The organism is Geodermatophilus sp. SYSU D00703 (genome assembly GCF_054050155.1).
The window spans coordinates 51,691-72,623 of sequence record NZ_JBJGYU010000023.1; the positions used below are offsets into that span (position 1 = coordinate 51,691).

Sequence of the window (20,933 nt, forward strand, 5' to 3'; positions counted from 1 at the left end):
CCGCAACCCGTATACAGCCGTGCACGTTCGGCATACGACCCGTTCCCTGGAGGGACCCCGTGACCCTGTCGAGCCCCGTCCCCGACGTCGTGGACCTGCCGGTGGCCTCGCTGCCGACGGGCCTGCGGATCGGCGGAGAGCTCTCCCCCGGCGGCGCCGAGCCGATCGAGGTGGTCAACCCCGCCACCGGCGAGGCCTTCGCCACCGTCGCCGCGGCCGACGCCGCCGACGTCGACCGCGCCGTCCGGGTGGCCGACGAGACGTTCCGCTCCGGCGTCTGGAGCCGGATGCCCATCCACGACCGCGCCCAGCTGCTGCACCGCTTCGCCGACGGCATCGAGGCCCGCATGGAGGACCTCTACAAGCTGGAGACGATGAACAACGGCCGGCCGATCACCGAGACGAAGGCGCAGATCACCCGCCTGTCGGAGTGGTACCGGTACAACGCCGCGCTGCTGCTGGCCGACCGCGACGCGGTCGTGCCGCTGCGCGGGGACTACCACGCCTACACCAGCCGCTTCCCGCTCGGCGTGGTCGGCATCCTGGCACCGTTCAACCACCCGATGATGATCGCGTCGAAGAGCCTCGCGCCCGCGCTGGCGACCGGGAACAGCGTCGTCCTCAAGCCGTCGGAGCAGACGCCGCTCACCGCGATGCTGCTGGCCGACATCGCCGAGGCCGCGGGCATCCCCGCGGGCGTGCTCAACGTGGTCAACGGCCTCGGGCACACCGCCGGGGCGGCGCTGACCGAGCACCCGATGGTGCAGAAGGTGGTCTTCACCGGCGGGACGGAGGTGGGTCGCGCGATCTCCCTGGCCACCGCCCGGCGCTTCGCCAAGGCGACGTTGGAGCTCGGCGGCAAGTCCCCCGTGCTGGTCTTCGACGACACCCCGGTCGACGTCGCCGCCCGCGGCGCGGCCTTCGCCGGGTTCATCGGCGCCGGGCAGACCTGCATCGCCGGCAGCCGGCTGCTCGTCCAGCGCGGCATCTACGACGACGTCGTCGAGGGCCTCGCCACCCAGGCGCGGCAGATCCGCATCGGCGACCCGACGCTGCCGGAGACGCAGCTGGGCCCGGTGATCTCCGAGCGGGCCCGCACCCGCATCCTGCGGCACGTCGAGAGCGGGATCGCCGAGGGCGCCCGGCTGGTCACCGGCGGCCGGCCCGCCGACGTGCCGGACCTGCCCGGGGGTTTCTTCGTCGAGCCGACCGTGCTGGCCGACGTGCGCAACGACATGCGGATCGCCCAGGAGGAGGTCTTCGGGCCGGTCGTGGTCGTCATCCCGTTCGACGACGAGGACGAGGCGATCCGGCTGGCCAACGACTCGCCGTTCGCGCTGGGCTCGGCCATCTGGACCCGCGACGTCGCCCGCGCCCACCGCGTCGCCGCGCAGCTGCAGATGGGGATGGTCTGGGTCAACGACCACCACCGCCTCGACCCCTCCTCGCCGTGGGGCGGGCTCAAGGAGAGCGGCACCGGTCGCGAGGGCGGCTGGGAGTCCTTCCACGACTTCACCCACGTCCGCGCGGTCACCGTCCGGACCGCGCCCGACGACGTCGACTGGTACGGCGGCCGCGCGACGGGACGGCTGAACTGATGGCCGGGCTGACGATCTCGACGGTCACCGACGGCGTCGTCGTCGCGGAGGTGGACCGGCCGGACGGCCTGTGGGCCCTGGCCGACCTGCGCGAGCTGACCGCACTGCTGGAGAGCCCGCCCGCGGGCGCGCACGTGCTGCGGATCCGCTCGGCGGCCGAGGCGTTCTGCCTGGGCCGCGAGCGGGGCGGCACGAACGCCGCGCCCGGGGTGGTCCGCGGCGAGGCGGAGACGCTGGCTGCCGCCACGCGGGCGTTCCGCCGGACCCGGCTGGTCACCGTCGCCGAGGTGCACGGCGACGCCGCCGGCTTCGGCGTCGGCGTGGTGGCGGCCTGCGACGTGTCCGTCGCCGTGGCCGACGCCCGGTTCTCCTTCCCCGAGGTCGGCATCGGCCTGGCCCCGGCGCTCGTGCTGGCGTGGCTGCCGCGCAAGGTCGGCGAGCGGCAGGCGTTCTGGCTGACCGCGACCGGGGAGCAGGTGGCGGCCTCCCGCGCCCTGGAGCTCGGGCTGCTCAACGCCGTCGTCGCCTCCGCCGAGGACCTGCGCAAGGACGTCGACGACCGGGTGGCCGCGCTGCGCGCCCGCAACCCCCGCGTGCACGCCGAGATCAAGGACATGATCCGGGCGTTCGGCGCGGTCGGCGACGACGCCGCCCTCGACATGAGCATCGACCGGCTCGTGGTCGGCTCACTGCGCCGGGGTGAGGGCTGAGGGAGACGGCGGTGTCAGGATGTCCCGGCACGAGAGCCGAACCCACCGAGGGAAGCCATCGATGACCGAGGAGTCAGCAGGCAGCCGTGTCGCACGGGGGCTGCGCGACCGGCTGCGCACCGGCGCGATCCCCCCGGGGACGGTGCTGTCCCAGTCCGACATCGCCGCCGAGTACGGGGTCAGCCGCATCCCGGTGCGCGACGCGCTGCACGTGCTGTCCACCGAGGGCCTCGTCGACCTCGCGGTGACGGGGGCGGTCGTCACCGGGCTGTCCATCCCGGAGCTGCAGGAGCTCTACGAGCTGCGTGAGGCGGTCGAGCCGGTGGTCACCGCGATCGCGGTGCCCAACGTCGGCCGCGCCGAGACCGCCCAGATGTCGGCGCTCGCCGAGCGGATGGAGTCCGGGGAGATGACCCCGGGCGAGTGGCTGGAGGCCAACGCGCGGTTCCACGCGCTGGTCTACGAACGGGCCGACCGCCCGCGGATGGTGGCGCTCACCGAGCAGCTGCGGCGGCTGACCGACCGCTACGTGTACCTGCACCTCGACGTCATCGGCGACGTCGAGCACCTGCACGACGAGCACCGGCAGATCCTGGCCGCCGTGCGCCGCGGGGACCCGCGGGAGGTCGCCGAGCTGACCCGCCTGCACCTGGCGACGTCGCACGACTTCATCCTGCGGTACCTGCTGCGCACGGCCGACCTCGGCGAGGGGGTCGCCACCGGCTGAGCGGCCCGCGGTCAGCGGGGGCGGGGCACCGCCCCCGCTGCCGCCGTCCGGATCGCCGCCCGCAGCCGGTCCGGGGTCATCGGCAGCTCGGTCACCCGCACGCCGAGCGGGGCCAGCGCGTCGTTGACCGCCGCGTTGAGCGCGGCCGGTGCCATCATCCGGCCGCCCTCGCCGCCGCCCTTGATCCCGTGCGGCGTGTACGGCGACGGCGTCTCGACGTGCCCGATCCGCAGCTCCGGCACCTCCATCGCCGACGGGATCGAGTAGTCGAGGAAGCTGCTGGTGACCAGCTGTCCCTGTTCGTCGTAGACGAACTCCTCGTAGAGCGCGGTGCCGATCCCCTGGGCGGTCCCGCCCACGATGTGACCGGCCAGCGAGCGGGGGTTGACCAGCGTCCCGCAGTCGTGGACGGCGGCGTAGGCGAGGATCCGGACCTTCCCCGTCGCCGGGTCGACCTCCACGACCGGGACGTGGCAGGCATTGCCCATGAACGGGTAGAAGACGCCGAGGTCGCTGCGGTCCTGCGACGGCATGGTGGTGTACGGGTGGTCGTAGACCTTCGACTCCTCGAGGCCCGACTCCAGGTCCTCCGGGAAGCTGTGCTTGAACATGTGCAGCATGGCCGCGATCTCGTCGAGGCCCTTGCGCTGGTCCGGCACGCCCTTGACCTGGAAGCCGCCGTCGGCCCACTCGAGGTCGTCCGGGTCCACCTCCATGAGGTGCGCCGCCGCCCGCCGCGCCTTGGCCTTGATCTTGGCCGAGGCCCCCTCGACGGCGCCGGCGAGCATCACCGTCGTCCGCGAGCCGCCCGGCCCGGTCGCCGGCAGCCCACCCGACAGACCGTGGTAGATGATCGAGACGTCGTGCGGGTCGCAGTCGAACTCCTCGGCGACCAGCTGCGCCACCATCGTCTCCGGGCTGTTGCCCCAGAAGGCGCACGAGTACAGCGTCGCGGTGATCGTGCCGGTGGCGTCCACGCCCAGGGTCACGCTCTCCGGGCTGCTGGTGACCGGCGCATTGGGCTCGTCGAACCAGAACCAGAACTCGGTCGCGGAGAAGACGCTGCGCTCCTGCGCGGAGATCACCCCGATGCCGATGTACCGGCCTTCCTCGCGGGCGCGGGCCTGCTCGGCCCGCCAGCGGTCGTACTCGCCCAGCCGCAGCGCCTCGTCGAGGACGGCGGTGTAGTTGCCGCTGTCGTAGACGTTGCCGCTGGGGATGAAGTACGGGAAGGACTCCGGCGGGATGAAGTTGCGCCGCCGGATCTCGACCGGGTCCATCCCGATCTCCCGGGCGGCCAGGTCGACCATCTGCTCGAGCATCCAGTTGTTGACCTCGGAGCCGAAGCCCCGGTAGGCGCCCTGCTGGTTCTTGTTGGTCATCGCCGCGCGTACCCGGTACCGGACGCTGCCGATCGTGTACGGGCCGGTGACCTGGGCCAGCGCGTTGCCGTGGTGGCCGACGCCGAACTGGATGTAGGCCCCGTAGTCGTCGACGGTGTCGATGCGGATGCTGCGCATCGTGCCGTCGCGCATGACCGCGAGCTCGACGTCGTAGACCCGGTCAGAGCCGTGGTGGTCGCAGTTCGACATGTTGTCGACGCGGTCCTCCAGGTACACGACCGGCCGGCCCAGCGCGCGCGAGCACATGCCGGCGATCACCGTCGGCTTGGTGACGAACAGCTTCGAGCCGAAGCTTCCGCCGGCGGGCACCTGGTGGACGTCGAACTTGTTCATGGGGATCCCGAGCGCGCCGGCCGCCATGAACATGTAGCTGGTGAAGCTCAGCGAGTTGGTGTGCACGGTGAGCCTGCCGGTCGCCGGATCGAAGTCGGCGATCGCGCCGACCGTCTCCAGCGGCTGGCCACCCGAGCGGTGCCAGCGCAGCCGGTCGCGGACGACGACGTCGGCCTCGGCGAAGTCGCGGTCGACGTCGCCGAAGGTGAACTCCCGCTCGTAGGCGCAGTTGCCCCCGAGCGCGTCGTGCACCACGGCCGCGCCCGGCTGCAGGGCCGCCTCGGGGTCGGTGACCGCGGGCAGCGGCTCGTAGTCGACCTCGATCAGCTCGAGGGCGTCCTCGGCCAGGTAGCGGTCGTCGGCGACGACGACGGCCACCCCCTCGCCGACGTAGCGCACCTTGTCGACGGCCAGGCAGCGCCAGGTGTGCTTGCTCGGGTCGGGGCCGAAGTCGGGCAGCGGGCCGGTCAGCTCGGCGGCCTGCGCCCCGGTGAGCACGAGGTGGACGCCGGGGGCGCCCTCGGCGGCCGAGGTGTCGATCGAGAGGATCCGGGCGTGCGGCATCGGGCTGCGCAGCACCGCCGCGTGCAGGGTGCCCGGCCGGACCAGGTCGGCGATGTAACCCCCTCGCCCGCGCAGGAACTTGGGGTCCTCGACCTTGCGGATGCTCTTGCCCACCCACGTGCGGTCGGCCTTGTGCGTGCGGACCGGCGGCGCGGCGGAACGGTCGACGGTGGTCATGCCTGGGCTCCCGTCGCCTGCTGGGGCGCGGCGGCGTCGGCCTGCCGCACGCGCGGCGCCGCGGCCATGACAGCCTCGACGATGAACTGGTAGCCGGTGCAGCGGCACAGGTTGCTGGCGATCCCCTCGCGCACCTGTTCCGGCGTCGGGTCGGGGTCCTGTTCGAGGATCTCCAGGGACCGCATGAGCATGCCCGGGGTGCAGTAGCCGCACTGCAGGCCCTGCTTCTCCCAGAACGCCTCCTGGAGCGGGTGCAGCGCCGCTCCCTCGCCGAGCCCCTCCACCGTACGGACCGTGTGCCCGTCGGCCTGCACCGCGAGCGTGGTGCAGGACCGGATGCTGGCGCCGTCGAGCAGCACGGTGCACGTCCCGCAGACGCCGTGCTCGCACCCGATGTGCGTCCCGACCAGGCCGAGGTCGTCGCGCAGCACGTCGACCAGCAGCCGGCGCGGCTCCACGGCGAGGGTGTACCGGCGTCCGTTGACGGTCAGCGTGATCTCCTGCAACTGGGTCATCTCTCCCGCTACCTCCGGTCCCGGGCTCGGTCCAGTGCGCGCCTGATCCCCTCGCGCAGGCACGCGTGCGCGACGTCGATGCGGGTGGCCGCGCTGGCGTGCACGTCCCCGGCCGGGTCCAGCCCGGCCGTGCCGGCGTCGACCGCGGCCTCGACGGCGGGCTCGTCGCCCGCCGTCCCCACCAGCGCCTCCTCGGCGGCGGTCAGCCGCACCGGCGTGGGGGCGACCCCACTGGCGGCGAGCGCCGCACGCGTGACCCGCCCGTCCACGGCGGCGACGAGGGCGGCCACCCCGACGATCGCGAAGTTGCCGTGCGTGCGGGCGAACTCCACGAACGCGTGTCCGCCGGGGAAGGACGGGAAGCGGACCTCGGTGAGGACCTCGTCGGCGGCGAGCGCGGTGGTGAACGGGCCCTGGAAGAACTCGGCGGCGGGGATGCGCCGTTCGCCCCGGGGCCCCACGGCGGTCATCTCGGCGTCCAGGGCGAGGGCGACCGCCGGCAGCTCGGCGGCCGGGTCGGCGTGCGCGATGCTGCCGACCACGGTGCCGCTGTGCCGGACCGGCGGGTGCGCGACGTGGCCGAGGGCCTCGGCGAGCACGGGAGCGGCGAGCGCGACCTCGGGACTCCGCTCGGCGGTCGCCTGCCGCACCATCGCCCCGACCACGAGGTCCTCACCGTCGAGCCGGAGGGTGTCCAGCCCCGCGACGCGCCGCAGGTCGACGAGGTGACCGGGGTGGGCCAGCCGGAAGTTCATCAGCGGCACCAGGCTCTGCCCGCCGGCGAGGACCCGCGGCTCCTCCTCGGCGTGCTCCACGAGCAGGGCCACGACGTCGGAGACGGTGGTCGGGGCCGAGTAGGTGAAGGGCGGCGGTTTCAACAGCGGCCTCCTCGCGACGGGCTCGCGCAACGTGCCGCGATCCTGCCGGGGAACCCCCACCTGCACCATGTGGCCGGGACCAGGATGTGCGCCGCGCCTCGGTGGCCGGGCACAGGCCCGGCCGGCGTCCACCGGGTGGCCCCTCTGTAGGCGGGAGGGCCCCGTCCTCCTCACCCCTCGCCGGCTCGGGGCGAGCCTCGGGACGGGGCCGGTGGGGCAGAGGGTCCTCTCTCAGCCCCCGGAGAGCGCGGCGAGCCGGTCGCCGACCTCGGCGGTGCGCAGCGTGCTCTGCCTGTCCCGCGTGGACAGGTCGAAGGCCACGGCCGCGTTGACCTTCTTCGCCTGGTCGGCGCGCCCGAGGTGCTCGAGGAGCAGGCCGACCGACAGCACGGTGGCGGTCGGGTCGGCGATGCCCTGGCCGGCGATGTCGGGCGCCGAGCCGTGCACCGGCTCGAACATGCTCGGGTGGGTGCCGGAGGTGTCCAGGTTGCCGCTGGCGGCCATCCCGATGCCGCCGGTCACGGCCGCCGCGACGTCGGTGACGATGTCGCCGAACAGGTTGTCGGTGACGATGACGTCGTAGCGCCCCGGGTCGGTGATGAAGAACATCGACGCCGCGTCGACGTGCTGGTAGGCGACGGTGACCTCGGGGAACTCGGCCGAGACCTCCTCCACCGTCCGCGACCAGAGCCCGCCGGCGTGGGTGAGCACGTTGGTCTTGTGGATGAGGGTCAGGTGCCGGCGCGGGCGGGCGACGGCCCGCTCGAAGGCGTAGCGGACGACGCGCTCGACGCCGAACGCGGTGTTGAGGCTGACCTCCGTGGCGATCTCCTGGGGCGTGTCCCGGCGGATCACGCCGCCGTTGCCGGCGTACAGGCCCTCGGTGCCCTCCCGGACGCAGAGCATGTCGATCTCGCCCGGCTCGGCCAGCGGGCTGCGGACGCCCTCGTAGAGCCGCGCCGGCCGCAGGTTGACGTGGTGGTCGAGCTCGAAGCGCAGGCGCAGCAGCAGCCCCCGCTCGAGGATGCCGCTGGGCACGCCCGGGTCGCCGATGGCGCCGAGCAGGATCGCGTCGTGCTGGCGCAGCTCGTCGAGCACGCTGTCGGGCAGCAGCTCGCCGGTCCGCTGCCACCGCGCAGCACCGAGGTCGTAGGGGGTGGTCTCCACGTCGGGGGCCACCTCACCGAGGACCTTGAGGCCCTCGGCCACCACCTCCGGACCGATGCCGTCTCCAGGGATCACTGCCAAGCGCATGGGACCAGACCCTAGGTCAGCGGGGCGTGAGGTCCGCCGAGCGGGCCTCACGCGCGCCGATCCGGCCGGCGATGTCGCCGAGCAGCTCCACCGGAACCGGGCTGTCGACGGTGACGGCCATGAGCGCGTCGCCGCCGCGGTTGGTGCGGCTGACCTGTGCACCCGCGATGTTGATCCCCGCCTCGCCCAGCGCGGCGCCGATGGTGCCGACGACGCCCGGCCGGTCGGAGTAGACGAAGAACAGCAGGTAGCCCGAGAGGTCCAGGTCCATGTCGAAGCCGTTGATCTCGACGAGCTTGGGCACCTGGTTCTTGCCGAAGAGGGTGCCGGAGACGGTGACCTCGGTGCCGTCGGACATCGCGCCGCGCACGCTGATCAGGTTGCGGTAGTCGGGGCTCTCCACGTCGCTGCTCATGGCGACGTCCAGGCCGCGCTGCTCGGCGAACAGCGGCGCGTTGACGTAGGTGACCTGCTCCTCGACGACGTCGGAGAACACGCCCTTGAGCACCGCCAGCTGGACCACCGAGACGTCGAACTCGGCGATCTTGCCGCGCACCTCGACGTTCACCGACTGGGCCAGCCCGCCGGCGACCGCGGTGAAGACCCGGCCGAGCTTCTCGGCCAGCGGCAGGCCCGGGCGGACGTCCTCGGCGACGACGCCACCGGCCTGCACGTTGACCGCGTCGGGCACGAACTCACCCTGCAGCGCCAGCCGCACCGAGCGGGCCACCGCGGTGCCGGCCTTGTCCTGCGCCTCCGTCGTCGAGGCGCCCAGGTGCGGCGTCACCACGGTGTTCGGCAGCTGGAACAGGGGGCTGTCGGTGCACGGCTCCTGGGTGTAGACGTCGATGCCCGCCGCCCCGACCTGGCCCGACTTCAGCGCGTCGGCCAGGGCCGCCTCGTCGACCAGCCCGCCGCGGGCGGCGTTGACGATGATGACCCCGCGCTTGGTGGTGGCCAGCTCCGCAGGGCCGATCAGGCCGAGGGTCTCCGGCGTCTTGGGCAGGTGGATGGTGATGAAGTCCGCCTCACGGAGCAGCTCGTCCAGCGGCACCATCCGGACGCCGAGCTGCGCGGCCCGGCCCGGCTGGATGTAGGGGTCGTAGGCGATCAGCGTGACGCCGAAGGCCGCGAGCCGCTGCGCGACCAGCTGGCCGATCCGGCCCAGGCCGACGACGCCGACCACCTTGTCGGTGACCTCGACGCCGGTGAACTTCGACCGCTTCCAGGCACCCTCGCGCAGCGACGCATCGGCGGCCGGGATGCGCCGGGCAGCGGCCAGCAGCAGGGCCACGGCGTGCTCGGCGGCGCTGACGATGTTGGAGGTGGGCGCGTTGACGACCATGACGCCGCGCTCGGTGGCGGCGGCGACGTCGACGTTGTCCAGGCCGATCCCGGCGCGGGCGACCACCTTGAGGTTGGGCGCGGCGGACAGCGCCTCGGCGTCGATCTGCGTGGCGCTGCGGATCATGACCGCCGAGGCCTCGGCCAGCGCGGGCAGCAGCGCGGCGCGGTCGGCCCCGTCGACGTGACGGATCTCCACCTCGCTCCCGAGCACCTCCAGCACGCTCGGGGCGAGTTCTTCGGCGATGAGGACGACGGGCGCGGTCGTGGTCACGGGAGGACAGCCTAGGGAACCCGCGGCACCCGGCCCCCGACCAGCCCCTCCCTACACGCACCGTCACGTCACGGATGCGCCACGACACCTCCGTCGGAGGGGGGAGTGTGCTTGCCCATGCCGCGGCGGGGCGGACATCCTGGCCGGGCAGAGTCGGCGAGTGCCGGCGCCGACGGAGGAGACCATGAGCACCCACGACAACGAGCCGGGTTCGAGCGCCGGCTCCCCGCAGTACGGCCAGCAGGGCGCCGGCCAGCAGGGCTACGGCCAGCAGGGCTACGGCCAGCAGGGCTACGGCCAGCAGGGCTACGGGCAGCAGGGCTACGGCCAGCAGGGGCCCGGGCAGCAGGGGTCCGGGCAGCAGTACGGGCAGTCGTCGCCGTCCTACGGCCAGCAGTACCAGCCCTCCCCCTACGGCCAGGGCCAGCCCTACGGCCAGCAGCCCGGGTACCCGCAGCAGTACGGCCAGCAGGCCGACTACGCCCAGCAGTACGGCCAGTACGGCCAGTCGGCGGTGCCGGCCAAGCCCGGCGGCGTCGTCACCGCGGCCGTCCTCGGCTTCGTCTTCGGCGCGATCGGCATCCTGTTCAGCCTCGCCCTGATCTTCGCGGGGGCCTTCTTCGGTGGCGCCGCCGGCGACACCGAGATCCCCGGCCTCGGGGAGGTCGCGGGCGCCGTGGCCGGCATCGCGCTGGTGTTCGGCCTGCTGGCGCTGGTCTGGACGGTCGTCACGATCTGGGGCTCGGTGTGGGCCCTCACCGGGCGCAGCCGCGTGATGCTGCTGGTCGGCGGGTCGATCGCGGTGGCCTTCACCGCGGTCAACTTCTTCGGCAGCCTCGCCGACGCCGACAACAGCGGGGCGGGGGGCATCATCGTGAGCCTGCTGTTCTTCCTGGCCGCGCTCGCGATCGTCGTCCTGCTGTCGATGAAGCCCGCGGCCACCTTCTTCGCCGCGCATCGCGCACGCCGGGGGCGCTGACCCGCTCGACCCGGTCCAGCCCCTGTCCGCGCCCCACGGCGCGGGCAGGGGCTGCCCGCTGTCAGGAGGACACCCGTGACCGACCCCGACGCCCGGCCCCCGGCGGGCCGGCGCCCCCCTCAGGTGCTCGCCGCCGCCCTCGTGGCCTTCCTCGTCGCCTTCTACCTGTTGATGAACGCCCTCGTGCTGCTGGCGGCGGTCCGGATCCTCGGGTTGATCGGCCTGGTGTTCGGGCTCGTCTACCTGGCCGTGGCCGCCGTGGACCTCGGCGGCGGCGTCGCGGCGCTCACCGGTCGCAGCGGCACCGTGCTGCGGATCGCCGGCCTGCTGACCGCCGGGCTGGCCGCGCTCGGACTGGTGCTGACGCTGGTCCAGGGCGCGTTCAGCCTCTGGCTGGTCCTGCTGGTCGCCGCCGGGGCGGGGATCTTCTTCCTGCTCAACCAGCCGGCGTCCCGGCAGTACTTCGCCGACCGCGGCACCACGTAGAGGACCCCCTCCCCCCACCGCTCGCGAGCTCGCGGCGGGCCCCTGCAGAGGGCCAACGACTGAGGGGCCCCCGCTGCCGGCCGGCAGCGGAGGCCCCTCGCGACGTACTGGAGCGGCCACCCTTCAGGGACCCTCCGCCTGCGCGTGCGAGGCGTGTGGTCCCCCTTCAGTTGCGAGCGGCGGTCCCGGTGTAGTCGTCGGACGTCGACACCCAGCTCATCAGCCCGCGCAGCTTGCGGCCGGTCTCCTCGATCGGGTGCGCCTCGGCCTCGGCCCGGCGCCGCTTGAAGTCGGGCGCACCGGCGTCCTGGTCGGCGATGAACGCCGCGGCCCAGGAGCCGTCCTTGATCGCCGCGAGGACGTCCTTCATCGACTCCTTGACGCGGGCGTCGATGATCTTCGGCCCGGAGGTGTAGTCGCCGTACTCGGCGGTGTCCGACACCGACCAGCGCTGCTTGGCGATGCCGCCCTCGTACATGAGGTCGACGATCAGCTTCAGCTCGTGCAGGCACTCGAAGTAGGCGACCTCGGGCTGGTAGCCGGCCTCGGTGAGGGTCTCGAACCCCGCGGTGATCAGCGCGCTGGCGCCACCGCAGAGCACCGCCTGCTCGCCGAACAGGTCGGTCTCGGTCTCCTCGGCGAAGGTGGTCTTGATGACGCCGGCGCGGGCGCCGCCGATCGCCTTGGCGTAGGAGAGCGCCAGCTGCAGCGCCTGCCCGCTGGCGTCCTGCTCGACGGCGACCAGGCAGGGCACGCCCTTGCCGTTCTCGAACTCGCGGCGCACCAGGTGGCCGGGGCCCTTGGGGGCGACCATCGCGACGTCGACGCCGGCCGGGGGCTTGATGTAGCCGAACCGGATGTTGAAGCCGTGGCCGAAGAACAGCGCGTCGCCGTCCTGCAGGTTCGGCTCCACCGACTCCTTGTAGAGGTGCCGCTGCACGTGGTCGGGAGCGAGGATCATGACCAGGTCGGCCTCGGCGGCCGCCTCGGCGGGGGTCACGACCCGCAGGCCCTCGGCCTCGGCCTTGGCGCGGCTCTTGCTGCCCTCGGGCAGACCGACACGGACGTCGACGCCCGAGTCGCGCAGCGACAGCGCGTGCGCGTGGCCCTGGCTGCCGTAGCCCAGGACGGCGACGGTGCGCCCCTGGATGATCGACAGGTCGGCGTCGTCGTCGTAGAAGATCTCGGCGGCCATGTGCTGTGCGGTTCCCTTCGGTTGTGCTGTTCGCGGGTGGAGCGGTTCTCAGGCGGTGCGCTCGACCGGGCGCAACGTACCGGCGCCCGACATGGAGCGCGGACCCCGCCCCAGGGCCACGGTGCCCGACTGCGCCATCTCCTTGATCCCCAGGGGGGCGAGGACGGCGAGCAGGGCCTGGAGCTTGTCCGGCGTGCCGGTCGCCTCCAGGGTCACGGTGTCGGTGTTGACGTCGACGACGCGGGCCCGGAAGAGCTCGGCGGTCTGCAGCACCTGGGTCCGGTCGGCCATCGGCGCGCGGACCTTGACCAGCAGCAGCTCACGCTGGACGGCGGCGGTCGAGTCGAGCTCGACGATCTTGATGACCTCGATCAGCTTGTTCAGCTGCTTGGTGATCTGCTCGAGCGGCGCGGTGTCGGCGTCGACGACGATCGTCATCCGGGAGAGCTCGGGGTTCTCCGTCGGCCCGACGGCCAGGGACTCGATGTTGAACCCGCGCCGGCTGAACAGCGCCGAGACGCGGGCCAGGACACCGGACTTGTTCTCGACCAACACCGAGAGCGTGTGCCGTGTCATTACCAACGTTCCTTTCCGTGTGCCATCTGGCACCGTGTGTGGCCCCCGTCAGGGGCCCGCCCTGAGCGGAGCGAAGGGTGGGGGGACGGGGGTCCTTACACCTGCCCCTCGCCGAAGACCGGGCGGACGTCGCGCGCGGCCATGATGTCGTCGTTGCTGGCACCCGCAGCGACCATCGGCCACACCTGGGCGTCGTGGCCGACCACGAAGTCGATGACCACCGGGGCGTCGTTGATCGCCATCGCCTTCTCGATCACCGCGTCGACGTCGTCCTTGCTCTCGCAGCGCAGCCCGACGCAGCCCATCGCCTCGGCGAGCAGGACGAAGTCGGGGATGCGCACCGGCTTGGGAGTGCCGTCCTCGTTGAGCGGGTGCAGCTTGGTGTTCGAGTAGCGACCCTCGTAGAAGAGGGTCTGCCACTGGCGGACCATCCCGAGGTTCCCGTTGTTGATGATCGCGATCTTGACCGGGATGCCCTCGATGGCGCAGGTGGCCAGCTCCTGGTTGGTCATCTGGAAGCAGCCGTCGCCGTCGATCGCCCACACCGTGGTGTCGGGGCGGCCGTACTTCGCGCCCATCGCGGCCGGGACGGCGTAGCCCATCGTCCCGAGGCCGCCGCTGTTGAGCCAGGTGCCCGGCTTCTCGTACCGGATGAACTGCGCGGCCCACATCTGGTGCTGGCCGACACCGGCGGCGTAGATCGCGTCCGGCCCGGCGATCGCGCCCAGCCGCTCGATCACGTACTGCGGGGACAGCGCGCCGTCCTCGGGCCAGTCGTAGCCCAGCGGGTAGGTCTGCCGCCAGCCGTCCAGCTGGGCCCACCAGGCGGCCAGGTCGGGCGTGCGCCCGGCCTCGTGCTCGGCGCGCAGCGCGGTGACCAGCTCGGCGATCGTCTCCCGCGCGTCCCCGACGATCGGGACGTCGGCCCGGCGGTTCTTGCCGATCTCGGCCGGGTCGATGTCGGCGTGGACGACGAGCGCCTCCGGCGCGAAGGAGGACAGCTGCCCGGTGACCCGGTCGTCGAAGCGGGCGCCCAGGGCGACGATCAGGTCGGCCTTCTGCAGGGCGGTGACCGCGGCGACGGTGCCGTGCATGCCGGGCATGCCCAGGTGCTGCGGGTTGCTGTCGGGGAACGCGCCGCGGGCCATGAGGGTGGTGACGACCGGGGCGCCGGTCAGCTCGGCGAGCTCGGCCAGCTCCTCCGTGGCCTGCGCCTTGAGCACGCCGCCACCGACGTAGAGGACCGGACGGCGGGCCCGGGCGACCAGCGTGGCGGCCTCGCGCACCTGCTTGCCGTGCGGGCGGGTGGTGGGCTTGTAGCCGGGCAGGTCCAGCCGCGGCGGCCAGGCGAAGTCCGTGGTCGCCTGCAGCGCGTCCTTGGAGATGTCGACCAGCACCGGGCCGGGGCGGCCAGTGGCGGCCAGGTGGAACGCCTCGGCGATCTTCTGCGGGATCTCGTCGGCGTTGGTGACCAGGAAGTTGTGCTTGGTGATCGGCATCGTGATGCCGCGGATGTCGGCCTCCTGGAAGGCGTCGGTGCCGATCGAGGCGCTGGGCACCTGGCCGGTGATCGCGACGATCGGGACCGAGTCCATGTGCGCGTCGGCGAGCGGGGTCACCAGGTTGGTCGCCCCGGGGCCGGAGGTGGCCATGCAGACGCCGACCCGCCCCGTGGCCTGGGCGTACCCGGTGGCCGCGTGCCCGGCACCCTGCTCGTGCCGGACCAGCACGTGCCGCACCGAGGAGTCGAACAGCGGGTCGTACGCGGGCAGGATCGCCCCGCCCGGGATCCCGAAGACCACCTCCACGCCGACCGCCTCGAGCGACCGGACGAGGCTCTGGGCCCCGGTGATCCCGGTGGCCGGCTCGGCAGCGGCCGCCGCGACCGAGCGGGCGGTCGTCTCGACACCGGTGAGCGACGCGGCTGCCTCGCGGCTGGCGGACTCGCCCGGGGTGGTGCTGTTCATGGCGTCTCCTGGCAGTGTCCCGGTCTGGGGACGTCGGTTCGGGGGCCCTGCGTGTGCGGCCCGGCTGCCTGCGGGCGCGGGCCGGCCGCTGTCCGGGACGGTCAGGGGGCCCGCAAACGAAAAACCCCTCGTGCCGCAGGCACAGAGGGGTGAGCGCGTCGGTCGGGCGACCGACGCGCTAGGCGACTACGAGGAGCTGGCTGGCCGGGCGCACCCGCCCACTGTGCGCCTCGGGGCGCGGCCCGTCAACCATCCCGTCCCACACAGTGGACCCGCGCGTCCTTAGATGTGAGACGGGACCGCCGAGTCGGTGTCGGCGAGGACCGCCGGGTCGAAGCCGGCGAGCACCTCCGGCAGCGCCGCGGCGGGCACCGGCCGGCCGAGCAGGTGGCCCTGCAGGAAGCGGCACCCGAGCGCGGCCAGCGCGGCGAGCTGCCCCGGCGTCTCGACGCCCTCGGCGACGACGTCCATGCCCAGGGTCCGGCCGAGGTCCACCACGCTGGCCACGAGGGCGGCGGTGCGGGGGTCGTCCTCGATGTGGGCGACGAAGGCGCGGTCCATCTTGAGCACGTCGACCGGCAGCCGGGCCAGCCGCGCCAGCGTGGAGTTGCCCTTGCCGAAGTCGTCCAGCGAGAGGACGCAGCCCATCTCCCGCAGCGCGGTCAGGTCGCCGTCCACCCGGTCCTCGGCGCCCAGGAGCACCGACTCGGTGATCTCCAGCATCAGCCGGTGCGCGGGCACGCCGGACCCGGCGAGGGCGCGGGTGACGTCGGGCACGAGGCAGCCGGCCTGCAGGTGCCGGACGGAGACGTTCACGCCGAGCTGCAGGTCCAGGCCGCCGGCCAGCAGCGGCGCGAGGGCGGCCGTGGCGGCGCCGAGCACCCAGCGCTGCAGCGGCACGACCAGGCCGTCGTCCTCGGCGATGGCGACGAACTCGTCCGGCGGGACGGCGCCGAACTCCGGGTGCTGCCACCGCACCAGGGCCTCCAGCCCGAGGACGCGCCGCTCCAGCACGCCGACCACCGGCTGGAAGACCAGGGACAGCTCGCCGCCGGCGATCGCCCCGGGCAGGTCGCGGGCCAGCCGGGCGCGCCGGTCGACCACGCGGTCCAGCGCCTCCCCCGAGGTGCGGACGCAGTTCTTGCCGGCGGCCTTGGCCATCCGCAGCGCCAGGTCGGCGCGGCGCACCGACTCGGCGGCGTCGTCCCCCGGTCGCAGTTCGGCCACGCCGACGCTGCCGGACACCGGGAAGACCGGCCCGCTGCCGGAGCTGCCGTCGGGAGTCGCCGGCCGGTGGTCCCGGTCGAGCACCTCGACCAGCCGCTCGGCCAGCGCCGTGGCCTCCGCCCGGCCGGCGTGCACGAGGACGGCGAACTCGTCGCCGCCCAGCCGCGCGACGAGGTCCTCCTCCCGGGCCGCGGTGCGCAGCTGGTCGGCGACCTCGCACAGCAGCCGGTCCCCCGCGTCGTGGCCGGCGACGTCGTTGACCGCCTTGAAGCCGTCGAGGTCGAGCAGGACCACGCACGCCGGCTCGGCGGCGGCCCGGCGCGCGTCGAGGGCGGCCATGAAGCGGGCCCGGTTGGGCAGACCGGTGAGGAAGTCGGTGTAGGCCAGCCGCTCGAGCTCCCGCTGGGTGCTGCGGCGGTCGGTCACGTCGCGCAGGTGCAGGACCAGCCCGTCGCGGCTGCGGGTGCCCGCCCCGGCCCGCGCGGCCCCGGAGACCTCGACGTCCCGCCAGGAACCGTCGCCGCTGCGCAGCCGCACCGTCGCGGGCAGCCCGTCGGCGCCGGTCCGGTTGCCGACCGCGGCCCGGACCCGGTCGACGAGGTCGCGGTCCTCGGGGTGCAGCAGCGCCGCCAGCGCGGTGCCGGCGAGGTCGGCCTCGGTCCACCCCAGCTGCGGGACGACCGGTCCCGACGCCCAGCCGATCCGCCCGGCGGGGTCCAGGACGACGGTGACGGCGTCGCCGCTGTGCACGAGTGCCCGGAAGTAGCCCTCCGCGCGCTGCAGCCGGCCGGTGAGCCGGCGCCCGTCCCGGGTCAGCAGCACGGTGCGGACGGCGGTCAGGACGACCAGCACCGCTCCCCCGGCGGCCTCCACCGTGGGCAGCGCCCGCCCGGCGAGCTCACCGGCCAGGAGCATGAGCAGCACGCCGAAGGCACCGGCGTAGGCCACCGCGATGCCGCGCACCGGCAGGGTCAGCGGGTCGTCGTCCGGCGCGGCCGGCTCCCCCGGGTCGGCGGCCACCCCGAACACGCCGGCGGCCAGCATGGCCAGCCAGGCGAGCTCGGTGAGCACCGCGTACCCCGTCCCCCCGGCGGTGCGGCCGAGCGCGCCGCCCACGGCGACCACCGCCATCGCGGTGGAGCACACCAGCAGCCAGGTGGCCGCGCGCCGCCGCGGACCGGTCACCGCGGTCACGGTGACCAGCCCGATGCCGCACAGCAGCGCCGCGACGGTCGGGTAGCCCAGCGAGACCAGCCCGTCGGCCCCGCCCTGCACGTCGGCCAGCAGCCGGCCCAGGAGCACGTGGCCGAGCACGGCGACCGCGACGGTGACGACCGCGCCGTCGATCAGCACCCGCGAGCCCAGCCGACGGCCCTGGCGTGGCGGCAGCAGCCACCCCGCGGCCGCCATCGCGACGGGCACGGCGAGGAGCACCGGGACGTCCTCGACGCCGCCGGAGGACGGGTCGCCGCTGGCGGCGCGCAGCACGGCCAGGCCCTGCCCGACAGCCAACAGCGCGGCGGCGAGGGCGAGACCGCGCCAGGGCCGGCCCGCCCGCCCGGGCAGCCGCGCGGCAACGCGGTTCACGGCGACGGCGGCTGCGGCGGACCCCAGGGCCAGGCACACCGGGACGAGCCGCGAGGCCAGCGGGGAGCCGGTCAGCTCCAGGACGGCGGTGACCACACCGAGCCCACCGAGCAGGGCGAGCACCCACGTCGGGGCGCGGTCCCGGCCGGCGTCCCGGGCGAGCGCCGTCCCGGCCGGCGTCACCGGGAGCCGACCAGCCCCGGCCACAGCAGGCCGGCGCCGTCGGAGAGCAGGTCGGTGAGCTCGCCCAGCCGCATCGGACGGGCGAGCAGGAAGCCCTGCGCGAAGCCCGCGCCCAGGCCGCGCAGCGCGCCGAGCTGGGCCGGCGTCTCCACGCCCTCGGCCACGACGTCCAGGCCCAGCGCCCGGCCGATGGTCACCACCGACTCGCACAGGGCCCGGCTCTTCGGGTCCCGGTCGACCCGGGCGACCAGCGAGCGGTCGAGCTTGAGCACGTCGATCGGCAGCCGGGTGAGATCGGCCAGCGACGAGCGGCCGGCGCCGAAGTCGTCCAGGGCCACGTGCACGCCCATGAGCCGCAGGGCCTCGATGTCGACGGCCACGTGCTCGCCCTCGGCCAGCACCGTTGCCTCGGTGATCTCCAGGACCAGCCGCTCCGGCGCCAGCCCGGTGGCGTGCAGCACCGCGGCGACGTCACCGACCAGGGTCCGGGACGCGACGTGGGAGGCGGAGATGTTCACGCCCAGGCGCAGCGGGGCGGCGGTCGCCGGCAGCCCGGCGGCCACGGTCGCGGCGTGCTCGAGCGCCCAGCGCTGCAGGTCGCCGATGACCCCGGTGCGCTCGGCGATCGGCACGAACTCCGCCGGCGGGACCTCCCCCAGCTCCGGGTGCCGCCAGCGCAGCAGCGCCTCGATGCCGGTGACCCGCTGCTCCTCCAGGCAGACGATCGGCTGGAACAGCACGGTGAACTCGCCGCGGGTCCACGCGCCGGGCAGGTCGTCGCGCAGCCGGGCCCGCCGGGCCGCCGCGGACCCCAGGGCGGGCCGGTAGCGGACCGCCGTCCCCGGGCCGGAGGCCGCCGCGGCCCGGACGGCGAGCTCGGCGCGGGCCAGGAGGTCCGCGACGGTCTGGCCGACCTCGAGCTCGACGGTGCCGATGCTGGCGCTGACGTCGAAGAACCCGGCCGTCGTGTCCATCGGCTGCTCGATCACCGACAGGCAGCGGTCGGCGAGCAGGTCGACGGCGTGCGGCGCGCCCTCGACGAGGACGGCGAACGAGCCGCTGCTCACCCGGGCGACCACCTCCGCCCCCCGGACCGTGGCCCGCAGCCGCCGGCCGACCTCCACCAGCACGCCGGTCGACACGTCGAGCCCGGCGTTCTCCCGCACGGCGTCGAGGCCCTCGAGCTCGACGAGCAGCAGGGTGCGGCACGGCGTCCCGGGTCCGGCGAGCGCGTCCCGGACCACGCGCTCGCAGCCGGCCCGGTTGGGCAGCCCGGTCAGCGGGTCGGTGAACGCCACCTGCTCGAGGGCGCGCTCGCGATCGACGCGCTCGGTGGTGTCGCGGCAGTGCAGCACCACGGCGCCCACGGCCGCGTCGGCGCGCAGGTCGGAGACGCCCGCCTCCAGGTGCCGCCACGTCCCATCGGTGTGCCGCACCCGGAACGGGAGCACGCCGCTCGCCGGCCCGTCGTCGGCCGCGGGGTGCAGGGCCCGGGCCATGGACAGCGTGTCCTCGGGGTGCACGAGCTCGAGCAGGTCCTGCCCGCGAGCGGGCCGGCCGGTGTCGCCGAGCACCGTCGCCAGCGCCGGTGAGGCCCAGGTGATGCGCAGGTCGCCGTCGAGGATCAGCACGGCGTCGCCGCTGGCCGAGACCAGCGAGCGGAAGTACGCCTCGCTGCGCCGCAGCCGGGCGCCCATGCGCTGCTCGTCGCGGGCGGTCACCCAGCGGTGGACGACGGCCAGGGCGGCGCACAGGACGACGCCGCCGATCATGACGGGGCTCGGGCGGCCGCCCACGATTCCGGCGGTCACCAGTCCCAGCAGGGCGGCGAGCATCGCCAGGTGCGGGAGCAGCTGACCCAGCTGGGTGGAGCGACCGCTGCGCGGCTGGGCAGCGCGGTCCTCGGGGCACGGTCCGGGGTCGGCGAGCGCGGCCGCGGCGAACACGGCCAGGCCGACGACGACGAGGAGCCGGCTGACGTCGAGCGCGCCGGAGCTGCCCGACAGCACGGCGGCGGTGCCCAGCGCCCGGCCGGCGGTCAGCAGGACCGTGGCGGCCAGCACTCCGAGGGCCATCCGCTGGCGACGGCTGTCGATGACACCCAGCAGCACCAGCGCCGCGGTCACGGTGGCCGAGGTGGCCAGCACCGCCGCGGCCAGCACCGCGGCCTCGGCGGGGGGCAGGTCCAGCCAGCTGCGGTGCGGGCCCAGTGCGAGCAGTTGCACGACCAGCACGCAGGCGGTGCCGAACAGGGTCAGCTCGACGGCGGAGCGGGCACCACGGCGCAGCCGCCGCCGGTCGACGAGGGTGAGGACGCCGAGCACCACCAGCACGTACGCGGGCACCGTGGGCAGCCAGCGGAGCACCAACCGCTGCAACGGGTCGTCCGGCGCGACGACGTACGCCGCGAGGACGCCGGTCACGGGCAGCAGCGCGGCGACGGCGATCAACCGCCACCCCCGCGCGCCGCTGTGCTGCGAGCACGCGACGCGCCACGTCACGCCACCCGCCACCACGCCCGTGCCCGAGACGGCGACGTCACTGGCGATCCCGCTGTCCGGCGACACGGCGGACACCGCGCAGGCGATCGCCGCCAGCACGGCGCTCCCGAGGAGCACCCACCTCAGCCTGTCCACACGTGCTGTCTCGGCACGCGCTCCGGCCCGCAACAGCGCAGCGGAGCGGGCCTCACCCCAACGGGGGGCCCGCCCCGACGCGAGCCTGCGAGAGGCGGGGGACGAGGGGGACCCCCATGGCACCTGGCCCCGTCCAGAGGCTCGCCGCGAGCCTGCGAGCGGTGAGGAGGACGAGGTCCCCCATGGCACCTGCCCCCGTCCAGAGGCTCGCCGCGAGCCTGCGAGCGGTGAGGAGGACGAGGTCCCCCATGGCACCTGCCCCCGTCCAGAGGCTCGCCGCGAGCCTGCGAGCGGTGAGGAGGACGAGGTCCCCCATGGCA

General features: G+C 74.2%; 15 protein-coding genes. 5 read left to right on the plus strand and 10 right to left on the minus strand.

Translation table 11 applies throughout. From position 1 onward, the window contains the following. Positions 1–59 precede the first annotated feature (59 nt). The 3 genes from ACI782_RS18980 (at position 60) to ACI782_RS18990 (ending at position 3,035) form a co-directional block, all read left to right on the plus strand. Positions 60–1,598: an aldehyde dehydrogenase gene (locus tag ACI782_RS18980; protein WP_456911636.1), complete on the plus strand. Its 1,539-nt coding sequence runs from the start codon at positions 60–62 to the stop codon at positions 1,596–1,598. After that, positions 1,598–2,308 carry an enoyl-CoA hydratase/isomerase family protein gene (locus ACI782_RS18985; protein WP_456911637.1) on the plus strand — a complete coding sequence of 237 codons (711 nt, stop codon included), beginning with the start codon at positions 1,598–1,600 and terminating at the stop codon, positions 2,306–2,308. The genes ACI782_RS18980 and ACI782_RS18985 overlap by 1 nt, the downstream gene beginning before the upstream one ends. Before the next feature lie 61 nt (positions 2,309–2,369). Continuing rightward, positions 2,370–3,035 (plus strand): GntR family transcriptional regulator, encoded by a 666-nt coding sequence (locus ACI782_RS18990; protein ID WP_456911638.1) that lies wholly within the window; start codon positions 2,370–2,372, stop codon positions 3,033–3,035. Between the two features lie 11 nt (positions 3,036–3,046). Here ACI782_RS18990 and ACI782_RS18995 read toward each other — a convergent pair whose 3' ends face one another. From ACI782_RS18995 to serA, 5 genes are all read right to left on the minus strand, one after another. Next, the gene (locus ACI782_RS18995) at positions 3,047–5,512 is read right to left on the minus strand and encodes a xanthine dehydrogenase family protein molybdopterin-binding subunit (RefSeq protein ID WP_456911639.1); all 2,466 of its coding nucleotides are present in this window, start codon (positions 5,510–5,512) and stop codon (positions 3,047–3,049) included. Next, positions 5,509–6,027: a (2Fe-2S)-binding protein gene (locus ACI782_RS19000; protein WP_456911640.1), complete on the minus strand. Its 519-nt coding sequence runs from the start codon at positions 6,025–6,027 to the stop codon at positions 5,509–5,511. The genes ACI782_RS18995 and ACI782_RS19000 overlap by 4 nt, the downstream gene beginning before the upstream one ends. 8 nt (positions 6,028–6,035) lie before the next feature. Further along, positions 6,036–6,905: an FAD binding domain-containing protein gene (locus ACI782_RS19005; RefSeq protein ID WP_456911641.1), complete on the minus strand. Its 870-nt coding sequence runs from the start codon at positions 6,903–6,905 to the stop codon at positions 6,036–6,038. Positions 6,906–7,136: 231 nt separating this feature from the next. Then, the gene (locus tag ACI782_RS19010) at positions 7,137–8,159 is read right to left on the minus strand and encodes a 3-isopropylmalate dehydrogenase (protein WP_456911642.1); all 1,023 of its coding nucleotides are present in this window, start codon (positions 8,157–8,159) and stop codon (positions 7,137–7,139) included. Between the two features lie 16 nt (positions 8,160–8,175). Beyond that, a complete protein-coding gene (gene serA, locus ACI782_RS19015) occupies positions 8,176–9,777 on the minus strand; it encodes a phosphoglycerate dehydrogenase (RefSeq protein ID WP_456911643.1) in 1,602 nt (533 codons plus the stop codon). 184 nt (positions 9,778–9,961) lie between these two features. Between serA and ACI782_RS19020 the strand changes: the two genes are divergently transcribed. Both ACI782_RS19020 and ACI782_RS19025 read left to right on the plus strand, forming a co-directional pair. Further along, positions 9,962–10,756, plus strand: a complete 795-nt coding sequence (locus ACI782_RS19020; RefSeq protein WP_456911644.1) for a hypothetical protein — start codon at positions 9,962–9,964, stop codon at positions 10,754–10,756. A 75-nt stretch (positions 10,757–10,831) separates the two neighbouring features. Continuing rightward, a complete protein-coding gene (locus ACI782_RS19025) occupies positions 10,832–11,242 on the plus strand; it encodes a hypothetical protein (protein ID WP_456911645.1) in 411 nt (136 codons plus the stop codon). A 166-nt stretch (positions 11,243–11,408) separates the two neighbouring features. Here the strand turns inward: ACI782_RS19025 and ilvC are convergent, their stop codons facing one another. From ilvC to ACI782_RS19050, 5 genes are all read right to left on the minus strand, one after another. Continuing rightward, complete coding sequence (gene ilvC / locus ACI782_RS19030; RefSeq protein ID WP_456911646.1) at positions 11,409–12,437, minus strand: ketol-acid reductoisomerase; 1,029 nt, start codon at positions 12,435–12,437, stop codon at positions 11,409–11,411. 48 nt (positions 12,438–12,485) lie between these two features. Further along, a complete protein-coding gene (ilvN, locus tag ACI782_RS19035; protein ID WP_456911647.1) occupies positions 12,486–13,013 on the minus strand; it encodes an acetolactate synthase small subunit in 528 nt (175 codons plus the stop codon). Between the two features lie 95 nt (positions 13,014–13,108). After that, positions 13,109–14,980: an acetolactate synthase large subunit gene (locus tag ACI782_RS19040; RefSeq protein WP_456911648.1), complete on the minus strand. Its 1,872-nt coding sequence runs from the start codon at positions 14,978–14,980 to the stop codon at positions 13,109–13,111. Positions 14,981–15,262: 282 nt separating this feature from the next. After that, the gene (locus tag ACI782_RS19045; protein ID WP_456911649.1) at positions 15,263–17,977 is read right to left on the minus strand and encodes a putative bifunctional diguanylate cyclase/phosphodiesterase; all 2,715 of its coding nucleotides are present in this window, start codon (positions 17,975–17,977) and stop codon (positions 15,263–15,265) included. Next, a complete protein-coding gene (locus ACI782_RS19050; RefSeq protein ID WP_456911650.1) occupies positions 17,974–20,595 on the minus strand; it encodes a putative bifunctional diguanylate cyclase/phosphodiesterase in 2,622 nt (873 codons plus the stop codon). Before ACI782_RS19050 ends, ACI782_RS19045 begins: the two co-directional genes overlap by 4 nt. Positions 20,596–20,933 lie beyond the last annotated feature (338 nt).

What these genes read in the sequence shown, in the direction of transcription:
- ACI782_RS19010 (WP_456911642.1), bottom strand. Translation starts at nt 8,159, where the DNA reads ATGCGCTTGGCAGTGATCCCTGGAGACGGCATCGGTCCGGAGGTGGTG.
- ACI782_RS19000 (WP_456911640.1), bottom strand. Translation starts at nt 6,027, where the DNA reads ATGACCCAGTTGCAGGAGATCACGCTGACCGTCAACGGACGCCGGTAC.
- ACI782_RS18995 (WP_456911639.1), bottom strand. Translation starts at nt 5,512, where the DNA reads ATGACCACCGTCGACCGTTCCGCCGCGCCGCCGGTCCGCACGCACAAG.
- ilvN (WP_456911647.1), bottom strand. Translation starts at nt 13,013, where the DNA reads ATGACACGGCACACGCTCTCGGTGTTGGTCGAGAACAAGTCCGGTGTC.
- ACI782_RS18990 (WP_456911638.1), top strand. Translation starts at nt 2,370, where the DNA reads ATGACCGAGGAGTCAGCAGGCAGCCGTGTCGCACGGGGGCTGCGCGAC.
- ACI782_RS19040 (WP_456911648.1), bottom strand. Translation starts at nt 14,980, where the DNA reads ATGAACAGCACCACCCCGGGCGAGTCCGCCAGCCGCGAGGCAGCCGCG.
- ACI782_RS18985 (WP_456911637.1), top strand. Translation starts at nt 1,598, where the DNA reads ATGGCCGGGCTGACGATCTCGACGGTCACCGACGGCGTCGTCGTCGCG.
- ilvC (WP_456911646.1), bottom strand. Translation starts at nt 12,437, where the DNA reads ATGGCCGCCGAGATCTTCTACGACGACGACGCCGACCTGTCGATCATC.
- ACI782_RS19020 (WP_456911644.1), top strand. Translation starts at nt 9,962, where the DNA reads ATGAGCACCCACGACAACGAGCCGGGTTCGAGCGCCGGCTCCCCGCAG.